This is a genomic window from Erwinia aphidicola, from assembly GCF_014773485.1.
GTDB lineage: Bacteria > Pseudomonadota > Gammaproteobacteria > Enterobacterales > Enterobacteriaceae > Erwinia > Erwinia aphidicola.
In genome coordinates this window covers 78,199-97,018 of record NZ_JACXBP010000005.1, presented here as the reverse complement: position 1 = coordinate 97,018, position 18,820 = coordinate 78,199, and the positions used below count along the sequence as shown (strand labels likewise).

Annotated in this window: 19 protein-coding genes; 9 read left to right on the top strand and 10 right to left on the bottom strand. The window is 60.4% G+C overall.

Going from position 1 to position 18,820, the window contains the following annotated elements; translation table 11 throughout:
- Nucleotides 1-49 precede the first annotated feature (49 nt).
- From galM to modE, 5 genes are all read right to left on the bottom strand, one after another.
- Nucleotides 50-1,090, bottom strand: a complete 1,041-nt coding sequence (gene galM, locus ID864_RS13240) for a galactose-1-epimerase (protein WP_099754238.1) — start codon at nucleotides 1,088-1,090, stop codon at nucleotides 50-52.
- A complete protein-coding gene (gene galK, locus ID864_RS13235) occupies nucleotides 1,084-2,232 on the bottom strand; it encodes a galactokinase (RefSeq protein WP_191149940.1) in 1,149 nt (382 codons plus the stop codon). The genes galM and galK overlap by 7 nt, the downstream gene beginning before the upstream one ends.
- A gap of 2 nt (nucleotides 2,233-2,234) precedes the next feature.
- Nucleotides 2,235-3,281 (bottom strand): galactose-1-phosphate uridylyltransferase, encoded by a 1,047-nt coding sequence (gene galT, locus ID864_RS13230; protein WP_048916701.1) that lies wholly within the window; start codon nucleotides 3,279-3,281, stop codon nucleotides 2,235-2,237.
- Nucleotides 3,282-3,615: 334 nt separating this feature from the next.
- The gene (gene modF / locus ID864_RS13225) at nucleotides 3,616-5,085 is read right to left on the bottom strand and encodes a molybdate ABC transporter ATP-binding protein ModF (protein WP_191149939.1); all 1,470 of its coding nucleotides are present in this window, start codon (nucleotides 5,083-5,085) and stop codon (nucleotides 3,616-3,618) included.
- Nucleotides 5,086-5,283: 198 nt separating this feature from the next.
- Complete coding sequence (modE, locus tag ID864_RS13220; protein WP_048916695.1) at nucleotides 5,284-6,063, bottom strand: molybdenum-dependent transcriptional regulator; 780 nt, start codon at nucleotides 6,061-6,063, stop codon at nucleotides 5,284-5,286.
- A gap of 155 nt (nucleotides 6,064-6,218) precedes the next feature.
- On the opposite strand from modE, the gene ID864_RS13215 reads away from it, so the two are divergent.
- From ID864_RS13215 to modC, 4 genes are all read left to right on the top strand, one after another.
- Nucleotides 6,219-6,383 carry an AcrZ family multidrug efflux pump-associated protein gene (locus ID864_RS13215; RefSeq protein ID WP_048916694.1) on the top strand — a complete coding sequence of 55 codons (165 nt, stop codon included), beginning with the start codon at nucleotides 6,219-6,221 and terminating at the stop codon, nucleotides 6,381-6,383.
- A 172-nt stretch (nucleotides 6,384-6,555) separates the two neighbouring features.
- Nucleotides 6,556-7,338: a molybdate ABC transporter substrate-binding protein gene (gene modA / locus ID864_RS13210; protein WP_048916693.1), complete on the top strand. Its 783-nt coding sequence runs from the start codon at nucleotides 6,556-6,558 to the stop codon at nucleotides 7,336-7,338.
- 111 nt (nucleotides 7,339-7,449) lie between these two features.
- Nucleotides 7,450-8,139, top strand: a complete 690-nt coding sequence (gene modB, locus ID864_RS13205) for a molybdate ABC transporter permease subunit (RefSeq protein WP_048916700.1) — start codon at nucleotides 7,450-7,452, stop codon at nucleotides 8,137-8,139.
- Entirely contained in the window at nucleotides 8,139-9,197 is a 1,059-nt protein-coding gene (gene modC / locus ID864_RS13200; protein WP_048916692.1) for a molybdenum ABC transporter ATP-binding protein ModC, read from the top strand. Before modB ends, modC begins: the two co-directional genes overlap by 1 nt.
- Before the next feature lie 14 nt (nucleotides 9,198-9,211).
- On the opposite strand, the gene ID864_RS13195 is transcribed toward modC, so the two are convergent.
- Complete coding sequence (locus tag ID864_RS13195; RefSeq protein WP_191149938.1) at nucleotides 9,212-10,030, bottom strand: pyridoxal phosphatase; 819 nt, start codon at nucleotides 10,028-10,030, stop codon at nucleotides 9,212-9,214.
- Nucleotides 10,031-10,145: 115 nt separating this feature from the next.
- Between ID864_RS13195 and pgl the strand changes: the two genes are divergently transcribed.
- Nucleotides 10,146-11,138 (top strand): 6-phosphogluconolactonase, encoded by a 993-nt coding sequence (gene pgl, locus ID864_RS13190; protein WP_048916690.1) that lies wholly within the window; start codon nucleotides 10,146-10,148, stop codon nucleotides 11,136-11,138.
- 230 nt (nucleotides 11,139-11,368) lie between these two features.
- On the opposite strand, the gene ID864_RS13185 is transcribed toward pgl, so the two are convergent.
- From ID864_RS13185 to bioA, 4 genes are all read right to left on the bottom strand, one after another.
- The gene (locus tag ID864_RS13185; RefSeq protein WP_048916689.1) at nucleotides 11,369-11,845 is read right to left on the bottom strand and encodes a kinase inhibitor; all 477 of its coding nucleotides are present in this window, start codon (nucleotides 11,843-11,845) and stop codon (nucleotides 11,369-11,371) included.
- Nucleotides 11,846-12,021: 176 nt separating this feature from the next.
- Nucleotides 12,022-12,702 (bottom strand): type 1 glutamine amidotransferase domain-containing protein, encoded by a 681-nt coding sequence (locus ID864_RS13180; protein ID WP_191149937.1) that lies wholly within the window; start codon nucleotides 12,700-12,702, stop codon nucleotides 12,022-12,024.
- A complete protein-coding gene (locus ID864_RS13175) occupies nucleotides 12,699-13,742 on the bottom strand; it encodes an NADP-dependent oxidoreductase (protein WP_048916687.1) in 1,044 nt (347 codons plus the stop codon). The genes ID864_RS13180 and ID864_RS13175 overlap by 4 nt, the downstream gene beginning before the upstream one ends.
- Before the next feature lie 101 nt (nucleotides 13,743-13,843).
- Nucleotides 13,844-15,130 (bottom strand): adenosylmethionine--8-amino-7-oxononanoate transaminase, encoded by a 1,287-nt coding sequence (bioA, locus tag ID864_RS13170; protein ID WP_048916686.1) that lies wholly within the window; start codon nucleotides 15,128-15,130, stop codon nucleotides 13,844-13,846.
- Between the two features lie 89 nt (nucleotides 15,131-15,219).
- On the opposite strand from bioA, the gene bioB reads away from it, so the two are divergent.
- The 4 genes from bioB to bioD are packed head-to-tail and all read left to right on the top strand — an operon-like array spanning nucleotide 15,220 to nucleotide 18,808.
- Nucleotides 15,220-16,251, top strand: coding sequence for a biotin synthase BioB (gene bioB, locus ID864_RS13165; protein WP_048916685.1), 1,032 nt, complete (start codon nucleotides 15,220-15,222; stop codon nucleotides 16,249-16,251).
- Nucleotides 16,251-17,405, top strand: coding sequence for an 8-amino-7-oxononanoate synthase (bioF, locus tag ID864_RS13160; RefSeq protein WP_191149936.1), 1,155 nt, complete (start codon nucleotides 16,251-16,253; stop codon nucleotides 17,403-17,405). The genes bioB and bioF overlap by 1 nt, the downstream gene beginning before the upstream one ends.
- The gene (gene bioC, locus ID864_RS13155) at nucleotides 17,386-18,144 is read left to right on the top strand and encodes a malonyl-ACP O-methyltransferase BioC (RefSeq protein ID WP_191149935.1); all 759 of its coding nucleotides are present in this window, start codon (nucleotides 17,386-17,388) and stop codon (nucleotides 18,142-18,144) included. Before bioF ends, bioC begins: the two co-directional genes overlap by 20 nt.
- On the top strand, nucleotides 18,137-18,808 hold the full coding sequence (bioD, locus tag ID864_RS13150) for a dethiobiotin synthase (RefSeq protein ID WP_099754230.1): 672 nt from the start codon (nucleotides 18,137-18,139) through the stop codon (nucleotides 18,806-18,808). Before bioC ends, bioD begins: the two co-directional genes overlap by 8 nt.
- The last annotated feature ends 12 nt before the right edge of the window (nucleotides 18,809-18,820 follow it).

Genomic DNA, 18,820 nt, shown 5'->3' with positions numbered 1-18,820 from the left:
CAGCGCGTAAGCCCGTAACTGTCGCGATGCGCGATTTTCATGCGCTTTATCAAACCGCCGTCAGTTGGTAACGCGTCACTGACTGATACGATTCACCTGGCTGCAGCCAGCAGTCGGGCTGCGGATACTCAGGGTGATGCGGCGAGTCGGGGAGAAACTCGCTCTCCAGCGCAATTCCCTGGAAAGCAGTATAGACGCCCTGTTCGCGTGACGGGGTGCCTTCCAGATAATTCCCGCTGTAGAACTGCAGCGCCGGGGCGGTGGTAAACACATTGAGGCGCAGTTTGCCATCGGCAGACCACAGCTGAGCAGCCGGGCTTTCGCCATCCTGGGTATTTAACAGGAAGGCGTGGTCGTAGCCTTTTACCGCCCGCTGGTCATCGTCCTGCAGGAAATCCTGCTGCACGCTCTTCGGCTGGCGGAAATCAAAGCTGGTCCCCGCCACGTCCTTCAGCGGCGCATTGGGAATGCCCGCGCTGTCCACCGGCAGATAGCGATCGCCATTGAGCAACAGCTGGTGCTGGCGGGCATCGCCGTGCTGCGCATCCAGATTGAAGTAGGCGTGGTTGGTCAGATTGACCGGGCAGGCTTTATCCACCGTGGCGTGATAGCGAATCGACAGGGTGTTGTCGTCGCTCAGCTGATAGCGCAGGGAGACCAGCAAATTGCCTGGAAAACCCTGATCGCCATCCGGCGAATCCAGGCGATACTCCACCTCGCTGTCGCTTTGACTGACAATCTGCCAGCGGCGATTGTGGAAGCCATCCGGGCCACCGTGCAGCTGATGCTCGCCCTGATTGGCGGCTAGCGGAAAGATTACGCCGTCGCGCGCGATCTGCGCATGGGCGATGCGGTTGGCGTAACGGCCCACCGTGGCGCCGAGATAGGCCGACTGCTGCAGATAGTCAGACGGGGTGGCGCAGCCAAGCAGCGCTTCACGCACGCTGCCGTCACCCATCGGTACGCGGGCGGAGAGCCAGGTCGCGCCCCAGTCCATAAATGTTGCAACCATCCCGTTGCGGTTGCGCAGGGTGGTGATGCGCCACGCCGCGCCGTCGGGGGCGTGCGAGTTGCGGTTGAGGTTTAGCATTCACCTGCTCCTTCAGACGCTTTGCAGACGTAGAAGGTCTCTTTAATGCCGGATTGCGCTTCATACTGCGCTTCGACGGCGGCTTTCACCTCATCGACCAAATCCAGCGGCATCAGCGCCACGATGCAGCCGCCAAAACCACCGCCGGTCATACGAACGCCACCGCGTTCGCCGAGGGTCTCTTTGACAATATCCACCAGCTGGTCGACCGGCGGCACGGTAATCTCGAAGTCGTCACGCATCGATGCGTGGGATTCCGCCATCAGTACCGCCATACGCGCCAGGTCACCTTTCGCCAGCACGTCGGCGGCTTCCAGCGTGCGGGCATTTTCGGTCAGCACGTGGCGCACGCGTTTCGCCACCAGCGGGTCAAGCTCGTGCTCGCGCGCCTCAAATTCGCTCAGCGATACGTCGCGCAGCGAGCTTTTACCAAAGAACTGCGCTCCGGCTTCACACTGCTGGCGGCGGGTGTTGTACTCGCTGCCCACCAGGCTGCGGCGGAAGTTAGTGTTGATAATCACCACGGCAATATCGGACGGCATCGGCACCGGGCGCGTGCCCAGAGTGCGGCAGTCGAGCAGCATAGCGTGATCCTGCTTGCCCAGTGCGGAGATCAGCTGATCCATAATTCCGCAGTTACAGCCGACGAACTGGTTCTCCGCTTCCTGGCCGTTGACCGCGATAGCCGCGCCGTCCAGCGGCAGCTGATAAAGCTGTTTAAACACCGTGCCGACCGCCACTTCCAGCGAGGCGGATGAGCTTAAGCCCGCGCCCTGCGGGACGTTGCCACTAATCACCATATCCACACCGGCAAAATCCGGGCAGCGTGTCAGCAGGTGCTTCACCACGCCGCGCACGTAGTTTGACCACATCTGGTCGGGGTGGCTTTCGATCGCCTCGTTTAGCGAGAAGATATCCTGCTGATTTTCGTAATCGGCGGCGATAACCCGCACCTGACGATCGCTGCGTTTCGCGCAGGCGATCACCGTCTGGTAATCAATGGCGCACGGCAGCACGAAACCGTCGTTGTAGTCGGTGTGTTCGCCGATCAGGTTGACGCGGCCCGGTGCCTGAATAATGTGGCCCGGGGCATAGCCAAACGCGCTGCTGAAAATCTGCTGGGTAGAGGTCTGTAAACTCATGGTTATGCTCCCGTCTCACGGAAATGAATATCGCTGACGGCGCGCAGACGTTCTGCCGCCTGCTCCGCCGTTAAATCACGTTGGGTTTCAGCCAGCATTTCATAGCCGACCATAAATTTACGCACCGTTGCCGAGCGCAGCAGCGGGGGATAGAAGTGCGCGTGCAGCTGCCAGTGGTCATTGGCGTCATCGTTAAACGGCGCGCCGTGCCAGCCCATTGAATAAGGGAAGGAGCACTGGAACAGATTGTCATAGCGGCTGGTGAGTTTTTTCAACGCCAGCGCCAGATCGTCGCGCTGCGCCTCACTCAAATCGGTGATGCGTTTAATATGCGCCTTTGGCAGCAGCAGCGTTTCAAACGGCCACGCTGCCCACCACGGCACCACGGCCAGCCAGTGTTCGGTTTCGACCACCGTGCGGCTGCCGTCTTTTAGCTCGCGTGCGGCGTAATCCACCAGCATCGGCGCACCGTTTTTGCTGAAATAAGCGCGCTGCAGATCGTCTTCACGCTTCGCTTCGTTAGGCAGGAAGCTGTTAGCCCACACCTGGCCGTGCGGATGCGGGTTGGAGCAGCCCATCGCCGCGCCTTTGTTCTCAAATACCTGCACCCAGGGATAGTGCTGACCGAGGTCGGCGCTCTGTTCCTGCCAGGTTTTCACCACCTCAATCAGCCCCGCAACCGTCAGCTCGGGCAGGGTTTTACTGTGATCGGGGGAGAAGCAGATCACCCGGCTGGTGCCGCGCGCGCTCTCGCAGCGCATCAGCATATCTTCGCTTTGCGGCGCGTCCGGGGTATCGGTCATCAGCGCAGCAAAGTCATTCGTAAACACGTAGGTGCTGCTGTAGTCGGGGTTTTTATCCCCGGTGACGCGCGTATTGCCGGGGCAAAGGAAGCAGTCAGGATCGTGCGCCGGCAGTTTATCCTGCGACGGGGTTTCCTGCGCACCCTGCCAGGGGCGTTTGGCCCGGTGCGGTGAAACCAGAATCCACTGATCGGACAGTGGGTTATAACGGCGATGCGGGTGATCGACCGGATTAAATTTCTGCATGTTGAGTTCCTGGTAACCTTTTTTATGCATTTTTTGCTGTGAAGGAAAATAGCACAGAGTCGCTGCGGAAAGCGTGATCAAGTCTGTATAAATGGAATCGTTTACACAAGCTGAAAAATCCGAAGTATCAATAAAAATAGTACGGGGCTGACTGATAAGCAGGCAAGGTGGGAGGAATAATGGTAGCGGTTACATTATGATAATGGGCTAACCGAAACAGAAGGTCAGCCCCACGCGGAACCCTGTAGGGGGCGACCATTTTTTCCGGTCGCCCCGTGCGGATGAATATCGACGAAGGTAATGACGACCATTTTTTCCGCTCGCCCCGTTAAACCTACAATGCCTCTTGCGTATAACGATAGCCGTCGCCGTCGGCCACAAAGCTCAGACGATGGGTAATACACTGCGGCGCATCTTCGGCATGGTGGGAGACAAACAGCAGCTGGGTGCGGCCTTCGCCAATCAGCACATCGACAAAGCGGCGGACCAGCAGGCGGTTGATGGGGTCCAGCCCCTGCAGTGGCTCATCGAGGATCAGCAGCGCCGGATGTTTCACCAGCGCGCGCGCAATCAGCACCAGCCGCTGCTGGCCCCACGACAGATCGTGGAACGGGGAGTCGGCCAGCGCGCCGTGCATTCCCAGCAGCGCCAGCCACTCGCGGGCCAGCGCCTGCTGACGGTCAGACACCGCCTGATAAATGCCTATTGAGTCAAAATAGCCAGAGATCACCACGTTGCGCACGCTGCTGCTGACGCGGTAATCAAGGTGCAGACTGCTGCTGACGTAGCCGATATGCTGCTTGATATCCCAGATGGTTTCACCGCTGCCGCGACGGCGGCCAAACAGGGTTAAATCGTTGCTGTAACCCTGCGGATGATCGCCGGTGACCAGGCTCAGCAGGGTCGACTTCCCCGCGCCGTTCGGGCCGACAATCTGCCAGTGCTGGCCGCGATCCACCTGCCAGCTCAGCTGGTTGAGGATCGGGCGATCGTTATAGGAGACCACGCCGTCGCGCAGCACTATCAGCGGTGCCCCGGCGGGCAGCGCTGGGATGGCGGCGGCATCGTCAGCTTCCGGCAGCGTCATGCCGGCCAGCTGCTCGCTGTGCGCCAGCTGTGCCACCAGGGCTTGCGCCAGGATAGCATCCCGCGCGCCGATGTGGGTTAGCGTACACTCCGCCAGCACGCCGACGTGCGCAATAAAATCGGGGATGTCATCAAAGCGGTTCAGCACCAGCACCAGAGTAAATCCGGGCTGCTGCAGTTCACCCAGCACGCTCGCCAGGTTGGCGCGCGAAGCGACGTCAAGGCCGTCAAACGGCTCATCGAGGATCAGCAGGTCCGGCTGCGCCATCAGCGCCTGGCACAGCAGCGTTTTGCGCGTCTCGCCGGTTGAGAGATATTTAAAGCGGCGCGTCAGCAGGTGCGCAATGCCAAACCGCGTCGCCAGCTGCTGGCAGCGAGCGGGGTCTTTGACCTCGTCCTGGATAATCTCAGCGGCGGTGCGGCCGGTATCGTCTTCACCGGGGCTGAGCAGGTCGGTGTTATTGCGCTGCCATTCATCGGAAACCAGCTTTTGCAGCTGCTCCAGCGACAAGCGCACCGGGCGCTGATAATGGCTGTTGACGCTGCCCTTGGACGGCGCTAATTCGCCGGAGAGCGCGCGGGCCAGCGACGATTTACCGCTGCCGTTAGCGCCGACAAACGCCCAGCTTTCATCCGCGTTAAGGGTTAAGTCATTCAGGTTCAGCGTTCGGGTATCGCTCAGGCGAAAGATGCCCTGCGTAATTTGCATCATTGACATTATTCATTCCATTATTGCACGTCATACTTCAAGCCACAGATGCGTTGGCTGCGCCTGCTCACCCCAGTCACCCAGTTATCTCAGCTGCTGGGGCTTCTCAGGCTTGCCGCCTTCCTGCGGCTCGAGTTATTGAGAGTCGCTGCATCGTGAGATGATTAGGGGCTTCCTGCTGCTGATTGTCAAACCCGCACCCGGGATTCAGAGCAGCGTCGCGATGATGGCGCGATCGGCATTAAAATATGCTGTCACCGCCGCGCCCGGCTGCAGTTTTTGCTGGGCAATATGCTGATTGTCCACGGTGGCGCACAGGGTTTCACCGCCGCTCAGGGCGATCAGGATTTCGCTGTGCGTCTCACCCTGTTCAATCTCGCGCACGGTGCCGGACAGCTGGTTGTCCGCCTCGACGCGCTGGCTGGACACTTCAACCCACGGCGCCTTAATCAGCACCAGCACCTCTTTGCCGCTTGTAAGCCCCAGGCGATCGGCGCTCTGAGCGGTCAGCGCGACCTGCACCTGGGTGACGCCATCGGCCAGTTGCACGCTAACGTGCTGCTGCACCGGCTGAATGTCGCGGCTGATGATGGTGCCAAAGAACTGGTTGCGCGCGCTGGTCTGCAGGGAAAAGCGCGCAATCGCGGCTAACAGACTGCCGGGCGCGGCATCATCCTGCAACACATCAAACGCTCTCTGCTGGATCTGTTCAAGCAGGGCGTACAGGTCCAGCAGGCGCTCTCCCCAGGCGGTAACCTGCGCGCCGCCGCCGCCTTTCCCGCCGGTGGCGCGCTCGACCAGCGTGCGCTCTGCCAGCTGGTTCATCTCATTGATGGCATCCCAGGCGCTTTTATAGCTGATGCCCGCCAGCTTCGCGCCCTGACTGATCGATCCGCTCTCTTTCACCTGGCGCAGCAGTTCAATACGGCGCGGGTCGGCGAACAGCCGCTGCTGTCGTTTCAGTATCAGGGCAATTTCAGCCTGCATAGATCCTCCGGGTGATAAGTTTTGGCCGGCGATTGTAGCAGCTACTCCCGGAATAGAAGTACTGGCCATAAAAAGCGCACGAAAGCACAAAAGGTCAGTGCATTCTTAGAGACTCCCGTTACAATAACTTTTTTCTTCAGCAAGATGAGGCTTCCATGCTGGAATTACTGAAAGGCCTGGCCGTAGCAATTATTATGGTGCCAATCGTGATGGCAATTATTCTCGGCCTGATCTGGGGACTGGGTGAAGTCTTCAACGTGATCTCGAAAATCGGTCACCGTAACGAGCAACCCGCGAAGAAAGACCGCATCGCTCAGTAACACTGATTGCGCCATTTTAAACGCCCGGACCTCCGGGCGTTTGCTTTTGTACCCTGCCAATTCCCCCCGATTAAACTTCTTCCCGCCAATGCCGATATTTACTGTGGCAGAGGGTAATTCATCGCTATATCATAAAGTATATAACGTAACCCCCTGAAACCGGAGAAACATCATGTCTGTAAACTGGAACCCGTGGCTGGCTGCGGCGGCCGTCAGTCTGAGCGTAGGCGGCCACGCAATGGCGGCCGAGAACATCACCGTGTTTGCCGCCGCTTCCCTGACTAATGCACTGCAGGATATCGCCAGCCAGTATGAGAAAGGCAAAGAGGTCAAAATTGTCTCTTCTTTTGCTTCCTCGTCAACGCTGGCGCGCCAGATTGAGCAGGGCGCTCCGGCCGATCTGTTTATCTCCGCCGATCAGCAGTGGATGGATTACGCCTCCGGGAAGAAAACCATTGATGACGCCAGCCGCTTTACCCTGCTGGGCAACGATCTGGTGCTGGTGGCGCCGGCCTCGACGAAAGCGCAGGCCGTTACCATCAGTGAAAAAACCGACTGGAAGGGCCTGCTGAAAGGGCAGCGTCTGGCCGTTGGCGATCCGGATCACGTTCCGGCCGGGATCTACGCTAAAGAGGCCCTGGAGAAACTGGGCGCCTGGCAGCAGGTCTCGCCGATGCTGGCCCCGGGTAATAGCGTGCGTGCCGCCCTGGCGCTGGTCGAACGTGATGAAACCCCTTACGGTATCGTGTATGGTTCAGACGCTATCGCCAGCAAAAAAGTGACGGTCGTCGGCACTTTCCCGCAGGCCAGCCACAAACCGGTAGAGTACCCGATAGCCATCGTGAAAGACCATAACAGCGCCAGCGTCACCGCGTTCTACAACTATCTGAAAGGGCCGCAGGCCGCAGCCGTGTTCAAACAGTATGGATTCTCCCCGTTAACCAAAAGCTTTTAAGCTGCAGCAAGGCGGCAGTTGAGTGAAGCCCCAGGTGCTTACTCCAGTCAGTGACTGGGGTGAATGAGAGCAGCCAACGCAGCTGCAGTTTAAAGGATGAAGGTTAAAATGATGTTTCTCAGTGAGCCAGAATGGCAGGCCGTCGCCCTCAGCCTGAAAGTGTCCGTGGTCGCGGTCGCCTGTAGCCTGCCGTTTGGCATCCTGATGGCCTGGATCCTGGTTCGTCGCCAGTTTCCCGGCAAAACCCTGCTCGACAGCGTCATCCACCTGCCGCTGGTGCTGCCCCCGGTGGTGGTGGGCTATCTGCTGCTGCTCGGATTCGGGCGCCGCGGATTTTTTGGTGAATATCTTTATGACTGGTTTGGCTTCAGCTTCGCCTTCAGCTGGCGCGGGGCGGCGCTGGCTTCGGCGGTGATCGCTTTTCCACTGATGGTGCGCGCCATCCGTCTGGCGCTGGAAGCGGTTGATAGCCGGCTGGAGCAGGCGGCGCGCACGCTGGGCGCCGGGCGCTGGCGGGTGTTCTTTACCATCACGCTGCCGCTGACCCTGCCGGGGATTATCGTCGGCACCGTGTTAGCCTTCGCCCGCTCGCTCGGCGAGTTTGGTGCCACCATTACTTTTGTCTCTAACATTCCCGGCGAGACGCGCACGCTGCCGTCCGCCATGTATACGCTGATTGAAACCCCCGGTGCGGAAGGGGCGGCGGCGCGTCTGTGCGTCATTGCTATCCTGCTGGCGCTGGTTTCATTGCTGCTTTCCGAATGGCTGACCCGCTGGGGTCGTAAGCGTTTAGGTCTCTGATGTTAGAACTCGATTTCAGCCAGCAGCAGGGCGACCACACCCTGACGATTAACGCCAGCGTGCCCGCTCATGGCGTGACCGCCATTTTTGGCGTCTCCGGCGCCGGAAAAACCTCGTTAATTAACGCCATTGGTGGCCTGACCAAACCGCAACGCGGCACCATCGCCCTCAACGGGCGCCTGCTGAGCGATGCGGAAAATGGCGTCTGGCTGCCGCCGGAAAAACGGCGTATCGGCTATGTGTTCCAGGATGCGCGTCTGTTCCCGCACTACCGGGTGCGCGGCAATCTGGAATATGGCATGGCCAGGTCGATGCGCGCGCAGTTCGATTCGCTGGTGCGGCTGCTGGGTATTGAAGCGCTGCTGGATCGCTATCCGTGGTCGCTGTCCGGCGGCGAAAAACAGCGCGTGGCGATCGGCCGTGCGCTGCTGAGCGCGCCGGAAATCCTGCTGATGGATGAGCCACTGGCCTCGCTGGATCTGCCGCGCAAGCGCGAGCTGCTAGCCTGGCTGCAGACGCTGGCGCGTCAGGTGGAAACGCCGATCCTTTACGTCAGCCACAGCCTCGATGAACTGCTGCATCTGGCGGATAACGTGATGGTGCTGGATAAAGGTGAGGTGAAAGCCTTTGGCCCGCTGGAGCGCGTCTGGGCCAGCAGCGCGATGCGCCCGTGGCTGCCAAGAAGTGACCAGAGCAGTATCCTGCGCGTGATGGTGCTGGAACAGCATCCTCACTACCAGATGACCGCACTGTCGCTGGGCGATCAGCATATCTGGGTAAACCGGGTGGATGCGTCGCAGGGCACCCCGCTGCGCATTCGCATTCAGTCGGCGGATGTTTCGCTGATATTAAAACCCCCGGTCAACAGCAGCATTCGCAACGTGATCCCGGCGAAGGTGGCAGAACTGCTGGAGATCGACAATCAGATCGAAGTCAAGCTGCTGGTGGGGCAGAGCGAGCTGTGGGCGCGTATCACGCCCTGGGCGCGCGATGAACTGATGATTAAGCCCAATATGTGGCTATATGCGCAAATCAAAAGCGTGTCGATCACCACCTGATCGACACGCTCTGATTACAGCACTTCGCGGTAAAGGGTATCGGCAATCCCGCTTTCGAGGTTGGTGCCAATGACGCGTTTCGCCCGCGCTTTAATAGCATCGTCCGCATTGCCCATCGCCACGCCTAAGCCAACGGTTTCCAGCATGCTGAGATCGTTATAATTATCGCCGAACGCAATCACCTCGCTCATCTGGTAGCCGTTCGCGGCTACCCACTGCGCCAGGCGCTTGCCTTTGCTGTTGCCCGCTTTGGCAATATCCACCTGGTCATGCCAGGACCACTCGCAGGCCAGCCCCATTTCAGCTTCAACTTTTTGCGCGAACTGCTGCAGCGCGTCGGTGTCTGCATGGGACAGGGCAAATTTCCAGATCGATTCAGCACTGCGTGCCGCGTCGGCCAGGCTGTCAACCTGTAAGAATGTCGGGCGCTGGTGTTCCGGCAGCGACAGTCCCCAGTTAATGGTGCGCGTCACGTGGCCGGTTTCAGCCTGATACAGCATGGCATTATCGACATACAGCAGGCCGTGGATGCCCGCTTCGTCCAGCATCTCCACGACGCGCAGCGCCTGCTCCTGCGGCAGCGGATCGCTCTCGAGCACCGTTTTAGTCTGATAATCATACAAATAAGTGCCATTACAGCAGATTGCAGGTGTATCGAGCGCCAGTGCCTGATAAAAAGGGTGGATGGCAACGTGATGGCGACCGGTCACGATCAGGATTTTTATTCCCGCCTGCTGCGCTTTTTTCAGCGCGGCAAGCGATTCTGGCAGAATGGTTTTCGTCGGGGTTAACAGCGTGCCGTCCAGATCGAGGGCGATGATGCGATAGCTCATGTGCGATTCCGTGACTCGAAGTAAGCCAGTAAGTGTACACCTTGTGACGCCAGCTTTAAAACTGGCGGTGCAATAATCCATTCACCTGATTTCCCGTTCAGAACAAGGAGCATTCATGAAACAAGTTGTTTATACCGCCAGCCCGGAAAGCCATCAGATCCACGCCTGGCAGTTGCATGATGACGGCGCACTGACGCTGCTGCAGGTGGTTGATGCACCGGGCCAGGTTCAGCCAATGGTGGTCAGCCCGGACAAAGCGTTTCTGTATGTCGGCGTGCGCCCGGATTTTCGCGTGGTGGCCTATAAGATTGATGCCGAAGGTAAGCTGAAAGAAGCCGGCCATGCGCCGCTGCCTGGCAGCCCGACGCATATTTCTACCGACCGTAACGGGCGCTTTATTTTCGTGGGTTCCTATAACGATGCCTGCGTCAGCGTCAGCCCGATTGCTGCCGATGGCCTGCCGGGTGCGCCGCTGGAGGTGGTGAACGGGCTGGAAGGCTGCCACTCTGCCAATATCGATCTCGGTAACAACACGCTGTTTGTTCCGGCGCTGAAGCAGGACCGCATCTGCCTGTTTACGCTGGGTGAAGACGGCAAGCTGACGCCACGCCCGCAGGCGGAAGTCAGCACCACCAAAGGTGCCGGTCCGCGCCATATGGTGTTCCACCCGAACCAGCGTTACGCCTACTGCGTCAACGAACTGGACAGCAGCGTCGACGTCTGGGACATCAGCGCCAGCGAAGTGCAGAAGGTGCAGAGCCTGGATATGATGCCGGAAGGCTTTAGCGGCACGCGCTGGGCGGCAGATATTCATATCACCCCGGATGGTCGCCATCTGTACAGCTGTGACCGTACCGCCAGCATGATTACCGTGTTCAGCATCAGCGCCGACGGCGCGGCGTTAACGATTGAAGGCTATCAGCCAACCGAAACCCAGCCACGCGGTTTTAATATCGATCGCAGCGGCCAGTATCTGGTGGCGGCAGGGCAGAAGTCGCATCATATTGAGGTGTACAAAATCACTTCCGATCGTGGCCTGCTGCAGCCGCTGGCGCGCTACGCAGTTGGTCAGGGCCCGATGTGGGTGGTGATTCACTCACTGGCTTAATGCCCGTAGCGGTCAGGCATGCTACGGGTATCGCTGTAGGGGCGGGTCATGACCCGCCCGGTCCAGGCATGCCTGGACCCTACGTTAATTCTCGAATATTCATGACAGATCCACGCATGCCTGGAGCCTGGGTTAATTCTCTCATCAGGCAGCGGCGCAACGAAAAAGGGGCGGACCCAAACAGCGGTCCGCCCCTACAGGTCTTAAGCCAACCCGTCCATCCAGCTTAACTACGAATAGATCGCCGTAATGGAAGCGCTGCCCAGCGAATGGAAATGCACGTTGAAACCGACCATAGCGCCACTGGCGTTCTCATCCACTTCCAGCGTCTCTACATCAATGGCATGCACGGTAAAGATATAACGGTGCGATTCGCCTTTCGGCGGTGCCGCGCCGCCGTAACCTGCGCTGCCGAAATCGGTGCGCGTCTGCACCGCGCCGGCTGGCAGCTCCGCTTTGCCGGAACCGGCGCCCTGCGGAAGCTCGCGCACCCCGGCTGGCAGGTTCGCCACCACCCAGTGCCACCAGCCGGAGCCGGTGGGGGCATCGGGGTCATAACAGGTGATAACAAAACTTTTGGTGCCGGCAGGCACGTCATCCCACTTCAGGTGTGGCGACAGGTTATCACCCTGATAGCCCATTGCATTCAATACCTGGCGCTCCGGCAGCTTATCGCCGTCGTTAAAATCGTGACTCAAAAGCTTCATTCCATCTCCTTAACTTTCATATTTGAGGCTGCATCTGCGTTAACTGCGCTTGTTATTCGGGCCATCCCTGGCCCTCACCCCTGATGGGGCCGCTGTAAACAGCGTTCAAATCGGTTCCTGACTGATTTGTCATTCTCTTGTCGCCTTGATGCAACCTCAACTATTTTGGTTAGCAATTATTGATGTAACAACTTCAGCAGCTCTTCGGCCGCAGCAGCGGAGGAGGCCGGGTTTTGTCCGGTGACCAGGTGGCCGTCAGTCAGCACATAAACACCCCAGTTATCCGTGTGTTCAAACTGGCTGCCAAGCTTTTTCAGCTCGTCCTCAACCAAAAAAGGTACCACATTCGTCAGCCCAACGGCATGCTCCTCGCTGTTGGTAAAGCCGGTCACCCGTTTGCCCGCCACCAGCGGCGTACCGTCCGGTTTCCTGGCGTGGCGCAGCACGCCCGGCGCGTGGCAGACGGCGGCAACCGGTTTACCGTTGGCGAACAGCGTTTCGATTAAAGCAATACTGGCTTCATCTTCCGCTAAGTCCCACAGCGGGCCGTGGCCTCCGGGGTAGAACACCGCATCGTAATGGCCGGGATCGATATTTTTCAGCTGCTGCGTATTGGCCAGCGCCTGCTGAGCAATGGGGTCCTGGCGGAAGCGTTCGGTATCGGGAGTTTGTGCATCCGGGGCGTCGCTGACCGGATCGAGCGGCGGCTGCCCCCCGGCGGGAGAAGCCAGCACCACATTGATATGGGCGTCAAAAAAGACATAGTACGGCGCGGCAAACTCCTCCAGCCAGAAGCCGGTCTTTTTACCGCTATCGCCCAGCTTATCGTGGGAGGTTAATACCATCAGGATCCTCACGGCCGATCCCCCGCAACGCGTATGACCACCTTGCCGAAGTTTTCCCCCTGCAGCATGCCGATAAAGGTTTCTGGTGCCTTATCCAGACCGTCGACAATATGTTCGCGGAACACCAGGCGATCTTCCGCCACCCACTGGCTCATCTGGCGGAAAAACTCGTCAAAGCGGTGGCCGTAGTCCTGGTTAATGATAAAGCCCTGCACGCGCAGGCGTTTGCGCAGGATCGCACTTTGCAGCAGCGGCAGACGGTCAGGGCCGGCAGGAACGCCGGTGCTGTTGTAGTCAGCTATCAGCCCGCAGACCGGGATGCGCCCTTTGGTATTCATCAGAGGTAATATCGCATCGAATACCCGCCCACCGACGCTTTCAAAGTAGACATCGATACCATCCGGGCAGTGGCGCTTCAGCTGCTGTTCCAGATTGGCATCGCGGTGATCCAGGCAGCGGTCGAAGCCCAGCTTCTCTTCGGCGTAGCGGCATTTCTCCGCACCGCCCGCAATCCCGACCACGTGGCAGCCCTTGATTTTGGCGATCTGCCCGACCAGCGAACCGACAGCCCCCGTGGCGGCCGCGACCACCACCGTCTCGCCCGGCTGCGGGTTACCGATATCCAGCAGGCCCATATAGGCGGTGAAGCCCGGCATGCCCAACATGCCCAGCGCCCAGGAAGGGTGTTCCAGCACCGGGCCGCTGAGCTTAAGCAGGTCTCGCCCGTCAGACAGCGCGAAATCCTGCCAGCCGTTGCCGCTCACCACCCAGTCGCCCGCGCTGAAATCAGGATTTTCTGAACGCTCAACAATCGCTACCGTGCCGCCGCACATCACCTCATTCAGCGCGACCGGCGGAACGTAGGAAGGGGCGTCGCTCATGCGCCCGCGCATGTAAGGGTCGAGGGAGAGCCAGACGGTGCGCAGCAGCACCTGTCCCTGAGCGGGCTGCGGCACGTGCTGAGATTCCAGGCGGAAGTTCGCCTCGGTCGGCGCACCGTGCGGGCGTGAGGCCAGCAGCAGGCGGCGGTTGGTCTGTTTATCTTGTGGCATAGTTCCTCCGATTTCTTAATGCGGCAGTAGTGCCGCTTAAAAACGTTCTAAAAGCGTAGCGCATCACGCTTTTGCCTGCCGGGAGGGTGAGCCGATCCTGATTAATTAAACAGGGCCGGATAAGCAATAGCTTCACTGATGGCGTGCGTTAACTGCGCCAGCGCCGCCGGGGAGATGATATAGGGCGGCATCAGGTAGATCAGGCGACCAAACGGACGGATCCACACGCCCTGTTCGACAAAGAACTGCTGCATCGCCGCCATATTCACCGGTCGCTGCGTCTCTACCACGCCAATCGCGCCCAGCACCCGCACGTCCGCCACGGCAGGGTGGTCGCGCAACGGCAGCAGCGCGGCGGCCAGCTGGCTTTCAATTGCGGCGACCTGAGCAGGCCAGTGGTTCTCCTGCAGTATCGCCAGGCTTTCGGCGGCAACCGCGCAGGCCAGCGGATTGCCCATAAAGGTTGGCCCGTGCATAAAGCAGCCGGCAGTGCCCTGGCTGATGGTATCGGCCACATGGCGGCTGGTCAGCGTGGCGGAGAGCGTCATGCTGCCGCCGGTTAGCGCTTTTCCAACGCAGAGAATATCCGGGGCGATCTGCGCGTGTTCACAGGCAAACAGCCTGCCGGTGCGGCCAAAACCGGTGGCGATCTCATCGGCAATCAGCAGCAGCGAATAGCGGTCGCACAGCGCGCGCACCCGTTGCAGATAGCGCGGATGATAAAAGCGCATCCCGCCCGCGCCCTGCACGATCGGTTCGAGGATGACGGCGCCGATCTGCTGATGATGCGCCACGATCAGCTGCTCCAGCGCATCGGCATCGCTCTCCTGCCACTCATCGTCAAAGCGGCAGGCCGGGGCCGGGGCAAACAGATGCTCGGGCAGATAGCCCTGATACAGGCTGTGCATCGAGTTTTGCGGGTCGCACACCGACATCGCCGCGAAGGTATCGCCGTGATAGCCGTGGCGCAGGGTGAGAAACCGCTGCCGCTTTTCACCGCGCGCCTGCCAGTATTGCAGCGCCATTTTCATCGCCACCTCCACCGCCACCGAGCCGGAATCCGCCAAAAACACGCACTGCAAGTTCTGCGGCACCATGGCCAGCAGCCTGCGGCACAGCGCCACCGCCGCCGGATGGGTTATGCCGCCAAACATCACGTGTGACATCTGCGCCATCTGCGCCTGCAGCGCCCGGTTGAGGCGCGGATGGTTATAACCGTGGATCGCCGCCCACCAGGACGACATGCCGTCGACCAGCTGGCGCCCGTCGGCCAGCTGTAGCGAGGTCTCCTGCGCGGCGACGATCGGGTAGCAGGGCAACGGCGCGGACATCGAGGTGTACGGATGCCAGATGTGGTGACGGTCAAAGGCAAGATCGGCTGGGGTCATAAAATCACTTGTAAACCAAAAATAAAATATTTAGTTTACAAGTATAACCAGGCCGTGAAGACAAATGACAGACTTTTTTGGAGCAAGCAATGGCACATCGTTGGACTATTTCTCAGGCGCAGGCGCTGTTTGAAAAACCCTTTCTCGAACTGATGTTTGAGGCGCAGCAGGTACACCGCCAGCATTTCGACCCGCGCCAGGTGCAGGTCAGTACGCTGCTGTCGATCAAAACCGGCGCCTGTCCGGAGGACTGCAAATACTGTCCGCAGAGCGCGCGCTACAAAACCGGGCTGGAGTCCGAGCGCCTGATGGAAGTGGAGGAGGTGCTGATCTCGGCGCGCAAGGCCAAGGCCGCCGGCTCCGGCCGTTTCTGCATGGGGGCGGCGTGGAAAAATCCGCACGAGCGCGATATGCCGTATCTGGAAAAGATGGTGCAGGGCGTGAAAGCGATGGGGCTGGAAACCTGCATGACGCTGGGGTCGCTGAGCGAGCAGCAGGCGCAGCGCCTGGCCGATGCCGGGCTGGATTTCTATAACCATAACCTTGACACCTCGCCGGAATTTTACGGCAGCATTATTACCACGCGCAGCTACCAGGAGCGCCTGGATACGCTGGGCAAGGTGCGCGATGCCGGGATTAAAGTCTGCTCCGGCGGCATTGTCGGATTGGGCGAAACGGTCAGCGACCGCGCCGGGCTACTGGTACAGCTGGCGAACCTGCCCACCCCGCCGGAGAGCGTGCCGATCAACATGCTGGTCAAGGTAAAAGGTACGCCGCTGGCGGATAACGATGACGTCGATCCGTTTGATTTTGTGCGGACCATCGCGGTGGCGCGCATCATGATGCCTGGCTCCCATGTGCGGCTCTCCGCCGGGCGCGAGCAGATGAGCGAACAGACTCAGGCGATGTGCTTTATGGCCGGGGCCAACTCGATCTTCTACGGCTGTAAGCTGCTCACCACGCCGAACCCGGAGGAGGACAAAGATCTGCTGCTGTTCCGCAAGCTGGGTCTCAACCCGCAGCATACGGAGACCCACCGCGGCGATAACGAACAGCAGCAGGCGCTGGCGGCGCAGCTGATGACGGCCGATAACGACCTGTTTTACAACGCGGCACGATAATGGCCTGGTCACAGCGAATGAAGCAGGCGCTGGAAACCCGCCGCCTGCACGGCCAGTATCGCCAGCGGCAGGTGAACGAATACGCCGATGCGCGCAGCCTGCGGGTCGAGGGCCATGATTACCGCAATTTCTCTGCCAACGACTACCTCGGGCTGAGCCACGATGCGCGCATTGTGGCCGCCTGGCAGCAGGGCGCGGCCCGCTATGGCGTGGGCGCGGGCGGTTCAGCGCACGTTACCGGCTATCGCGCCCCGCAGGCGGAGTTTGAGCAGCAGCTGGCAGAGTGGCTGGGCTACTCGCGCGCGCTGCTGTTTATCTCCGGCTTTGCCGCTAACCAGGCGGTGATTACCGCGATGATGGCCAAAGACGATCGTATCTTTGCCGATAAGCTGTGCCACGCCTCGCTGCTGGAAGCCGCCAGCCTCTGCCCGGCCACGCTGCGCCGTTTTAGCCACAATCAGCCGCCCGCGCTGGCTTCCCTGCTGGCCACGGCGGGCAGTGGCGAGACGCTGGTGGTCACCGAAGGGCTGTTCAGCATGGATGGCGACCGCGCCCCGCTGGCGGCGCTGCAGCAGCTGGCTCAGCGGCACAACAGCTGGCTGCTGGTGGATGATGCGCACGGTATTGGCGTCTGCGGCGAACAGGGGCGCGGCAGCTGCTGGCAGCAGGGGGTGAAACCGCAGCTGCTGATCGTCACCTTTGGCAAAGCTTTTGGCGTCAGCGGCGCGGCGCTGCTGTGCGATGACGCCACCGCGGAATATCTGCTGCAGTTTGCCCGTCACCTGATCTACAGCACTGCCATGCCGCCAGCGCAGATCTGTGCGTTGCAGGCGGCACTGGTCTGCGTGCAGCAGGGCGATGAGCAGCGGCAAAGGCTGAAGGATAATATTGGCTATTTTCGCCAGCACGCCAGCGGCTTGCGCTGGAAGCTGGCCGCATCGGACAGCGCCATCCAACCGCTGATGGTCGGCGATGAGCAGGCAGCCCTCGCGCTGGCACAGCGGCTACGGTCGGCGGGCTGCTGGGTGAGTGCCATCCGCCCGCCGACCGTACCGCCCGGCACCTCACGGCTGCGCATCACCCTCAGCGCGGCGCACCACGATTCCGATATCGATGCCCTGCTGGAGGTGCTGCATGCTGCAAATGGTCAATAAACAGGCGGTGGCGGCGGCGTTTGGCCGGGCCGCGCACAGCTATAACCAGCATGCGGAGCTACAGCGCCAGTGCGGAGAACGCCTGATGCAGCTGGCGCGCCCCGGGCAGGAGCTGGAGGTGCTGGATGCCGGCTGCGGCACTGGCTGGTTCAGCCAGCGCTGGCGTGAAAACGGGCATGCCGTCACCGCGCTGGATCTCTCCGCGGATATGCTGCGTCAGGCCGCTGCCGCGCAGGCTGCGCACCATTATCAGCTGGGCGACATTGAGGCGCTGCCGTTTGCCGATAACCACTTTGACCGCAGCTGGAGCAACCTGGCGGTGCAGTGGTGCAGTTCGCTGCCGCAGGCGCTGCGCGAGCTGCAGCGCGTCACGCGCCCCGGCGGGCAGGTGCTGTTTTCCACGCTGCTCGCCGGCTCGCTGAGTGAGGTGCAGCAAGCCTGGCAGCACCTGGGACGCTGTGCGCCGGTCAACCGCTTTGCCACGCCAGAGATGATTGCAGAGGCGGCAAGCGGCATGCGGCTGTCGCTTGAGTGCTATCCCCTGACGCTGGCGTTTGCGGACGTGCTCAGCGCGCTGCGTTCCCTGAAGGGCATCGGCGCCACCCATCTGCATCAGGGGCGCGATGCGCTGGCGTTGAGCCGTGGCGCGCTGCAGCGGCTGGAGCAGGTCTGGCCGCGCGATGAACGCGGCTGCCTGCTGAGTTATCAACTGGTATCAGGAGTGATTGAGTGTGAGTAAGCGCTGGTTTGTCACCGGAACGGATACGGAAGTGGGGAAGACAGTGGCCAGCTGTGCACTGTTGCAGGCGGCGAAAGCTGCGGGATGGCGCTGTGCAGGCTACAAGCCGGTGGCCTCCGGCTGTGAGGTGACGCCTGAGGGCGTGCGCAACAGTGATGCGCTGGCGCTGCAGCGCACTGCCAGCGTCTGGCTGCCGTATCAGCAGGTCAACCCGCTGGCGTTTATCGAGCCGACCTCGCCGCATATTGTCAGCGCCGAAGAGCAGCGCCCGATCAGCGCCCGCCAGCTCTCTGCCGGGTTGGAGACGGTTGCACAACAGGCTGACTGGGTGCTGACCGAAGGGGCCGGTGGCTGGTTCACGCCGCTGTCGGAAAGTCTGACCTTTGCCGACTGGGTGGTGCAGGAGCAGCTGCCGGTGATTCTGGTGGTGGGCGTTAAGCTGGGCTGTATTAATCACGCCTTACTCACCGCGCAGGCGATTCAGGCCAGCGGGCTGCAGCTGGCGGGTTGGATTGCCAACGGCGTGCTGCCTGCGGGTAAACGTCACCAGGAGTATATGGCGACGTTAACCCGCACGATCCCGGCACCGCTGCTGGGCGAGATCCCGCACCTGCCGGGTGGAGAGGGGTTTGATGAGGTGGGGCGGTTTATTACCTTGCCGTAAACGGGTCAGGCA

Excerpts from the sequence above, each read along its gene's own strand:
- galM (WP_099754238.1), bottom strand. The coding sequence starts at position 1,090 with ATGCTAAACCTCAACCGCAACTCGCACGCCCCCGACGGCGCGGCGTGG.
- galK (WP_191149940.1), bottom strand. The coding sequence starts at position 2,232 with ATGAGTTTACAGACCTCTACCCAGCAGATTTTCAGCAGCGCGTTTGGC.
- galT (WP_048916701.1), bottom strand. The coding sequence starts at position 3,281 with ATGCAGAAATTTAATCCGGTCGATCACCCGCATCGCCGTTATAACCCA.
- modF (WP_191149939.1), bottom strand. The coding sequence starts at position 5,085 with ATGTCAATGATGCAAATTACGCAGGGCATCTTTCGCCTGAGCGATACC.
- modE (WP_048916695.1), bottom strand. The coding sequence starts at position 6,063 with ATGCAGGCTGAAATTGCCCTGATACTGAAACGACAGCAGCGGCTGTTC.
- ID864_RS13215 (WP_048916694.1), top strand. The coding sequence starts at position 6,219 with ATGCTGGAATTACTGAAAGGCCTGGCCGTAGCAATTATTATGGTGCCA.
- modA (WP_048916693.1), top strand. The coding sequence starts at position 6,556 with ATGTCTGTAAACTGGAACCCGTGGCTGGCTGCGGCGGCCGTCAGTCTG.
- modB (WP_048916700.1), top strand. The coding sequence starts at position 7,450 with ATGTTTCTCAGTGAGCCAGAATGGCAGGCCGTCGCCCTCAGCCTGAAA.
- modC (WP_048916692.1), top strand. The coding sequence starts at position 8,139 with ATGTTAGAACTCGATTTCAGCCAGCAGCAGGGCGACCACACCCTGACG.
- ID864_RS13195 (WP_191149938.1), bottom strand. The coding sequence starts at position 10,030 with ATGAGCTATCGCATCATCGCCCTCGATCTGGACGGCACGCTGTTAACC.
- pgl (WP_048916690.1), top strand. The coding sequence starts at position 10,146 with ATGAAACAAGTTGTTTATACCGCCAGCCCGGAAAGCCATCAGATCCAC.
- ID864_RS13185 (WP_048916689.1), bottom strand. The coding sequence starts at position 11,845 with ATGAAGCTTTTGAGTCACGATTTTAACGACGGCGATAAGCTGCCGGAG.
- ID864_RS13175 (WP_048916687.1), bottom strand. The coding sequence starts at position 13,742 with ATGCCACAAGATAAACAGACCAACCGCCGCCTGCTGCTGGCCTCACGC.
- bioA (WP_048916686.1), bottom strand. The coding sequence starts at position 15,130 with ATGACCCCAGCCGATCTTGCCTTTGACCGTCACCACATCTGGCATCCG.
- bioB (WP_048916685.1), top strand. The coding sequence starts at position 15,220 with ATGGCACATCGTTGGACTATTTCTCAGGCGCAGGCGCTGTTTGAAAAA.
- bioF (WP_191149936.1), top strand. The coding sequence starts at position 16,251 with ATGGCCTGGTCACAGCGAATGAAGCAGGCGCTGGAAACCCGCCGCCTG.
- bioC (WP_191149935.1), top strand. The coding sequence starts at position 17,386 with ATGCTGCAAATGGTCAATAAACAGGCGGTGGCGGCGGCGTTTGGCCGG.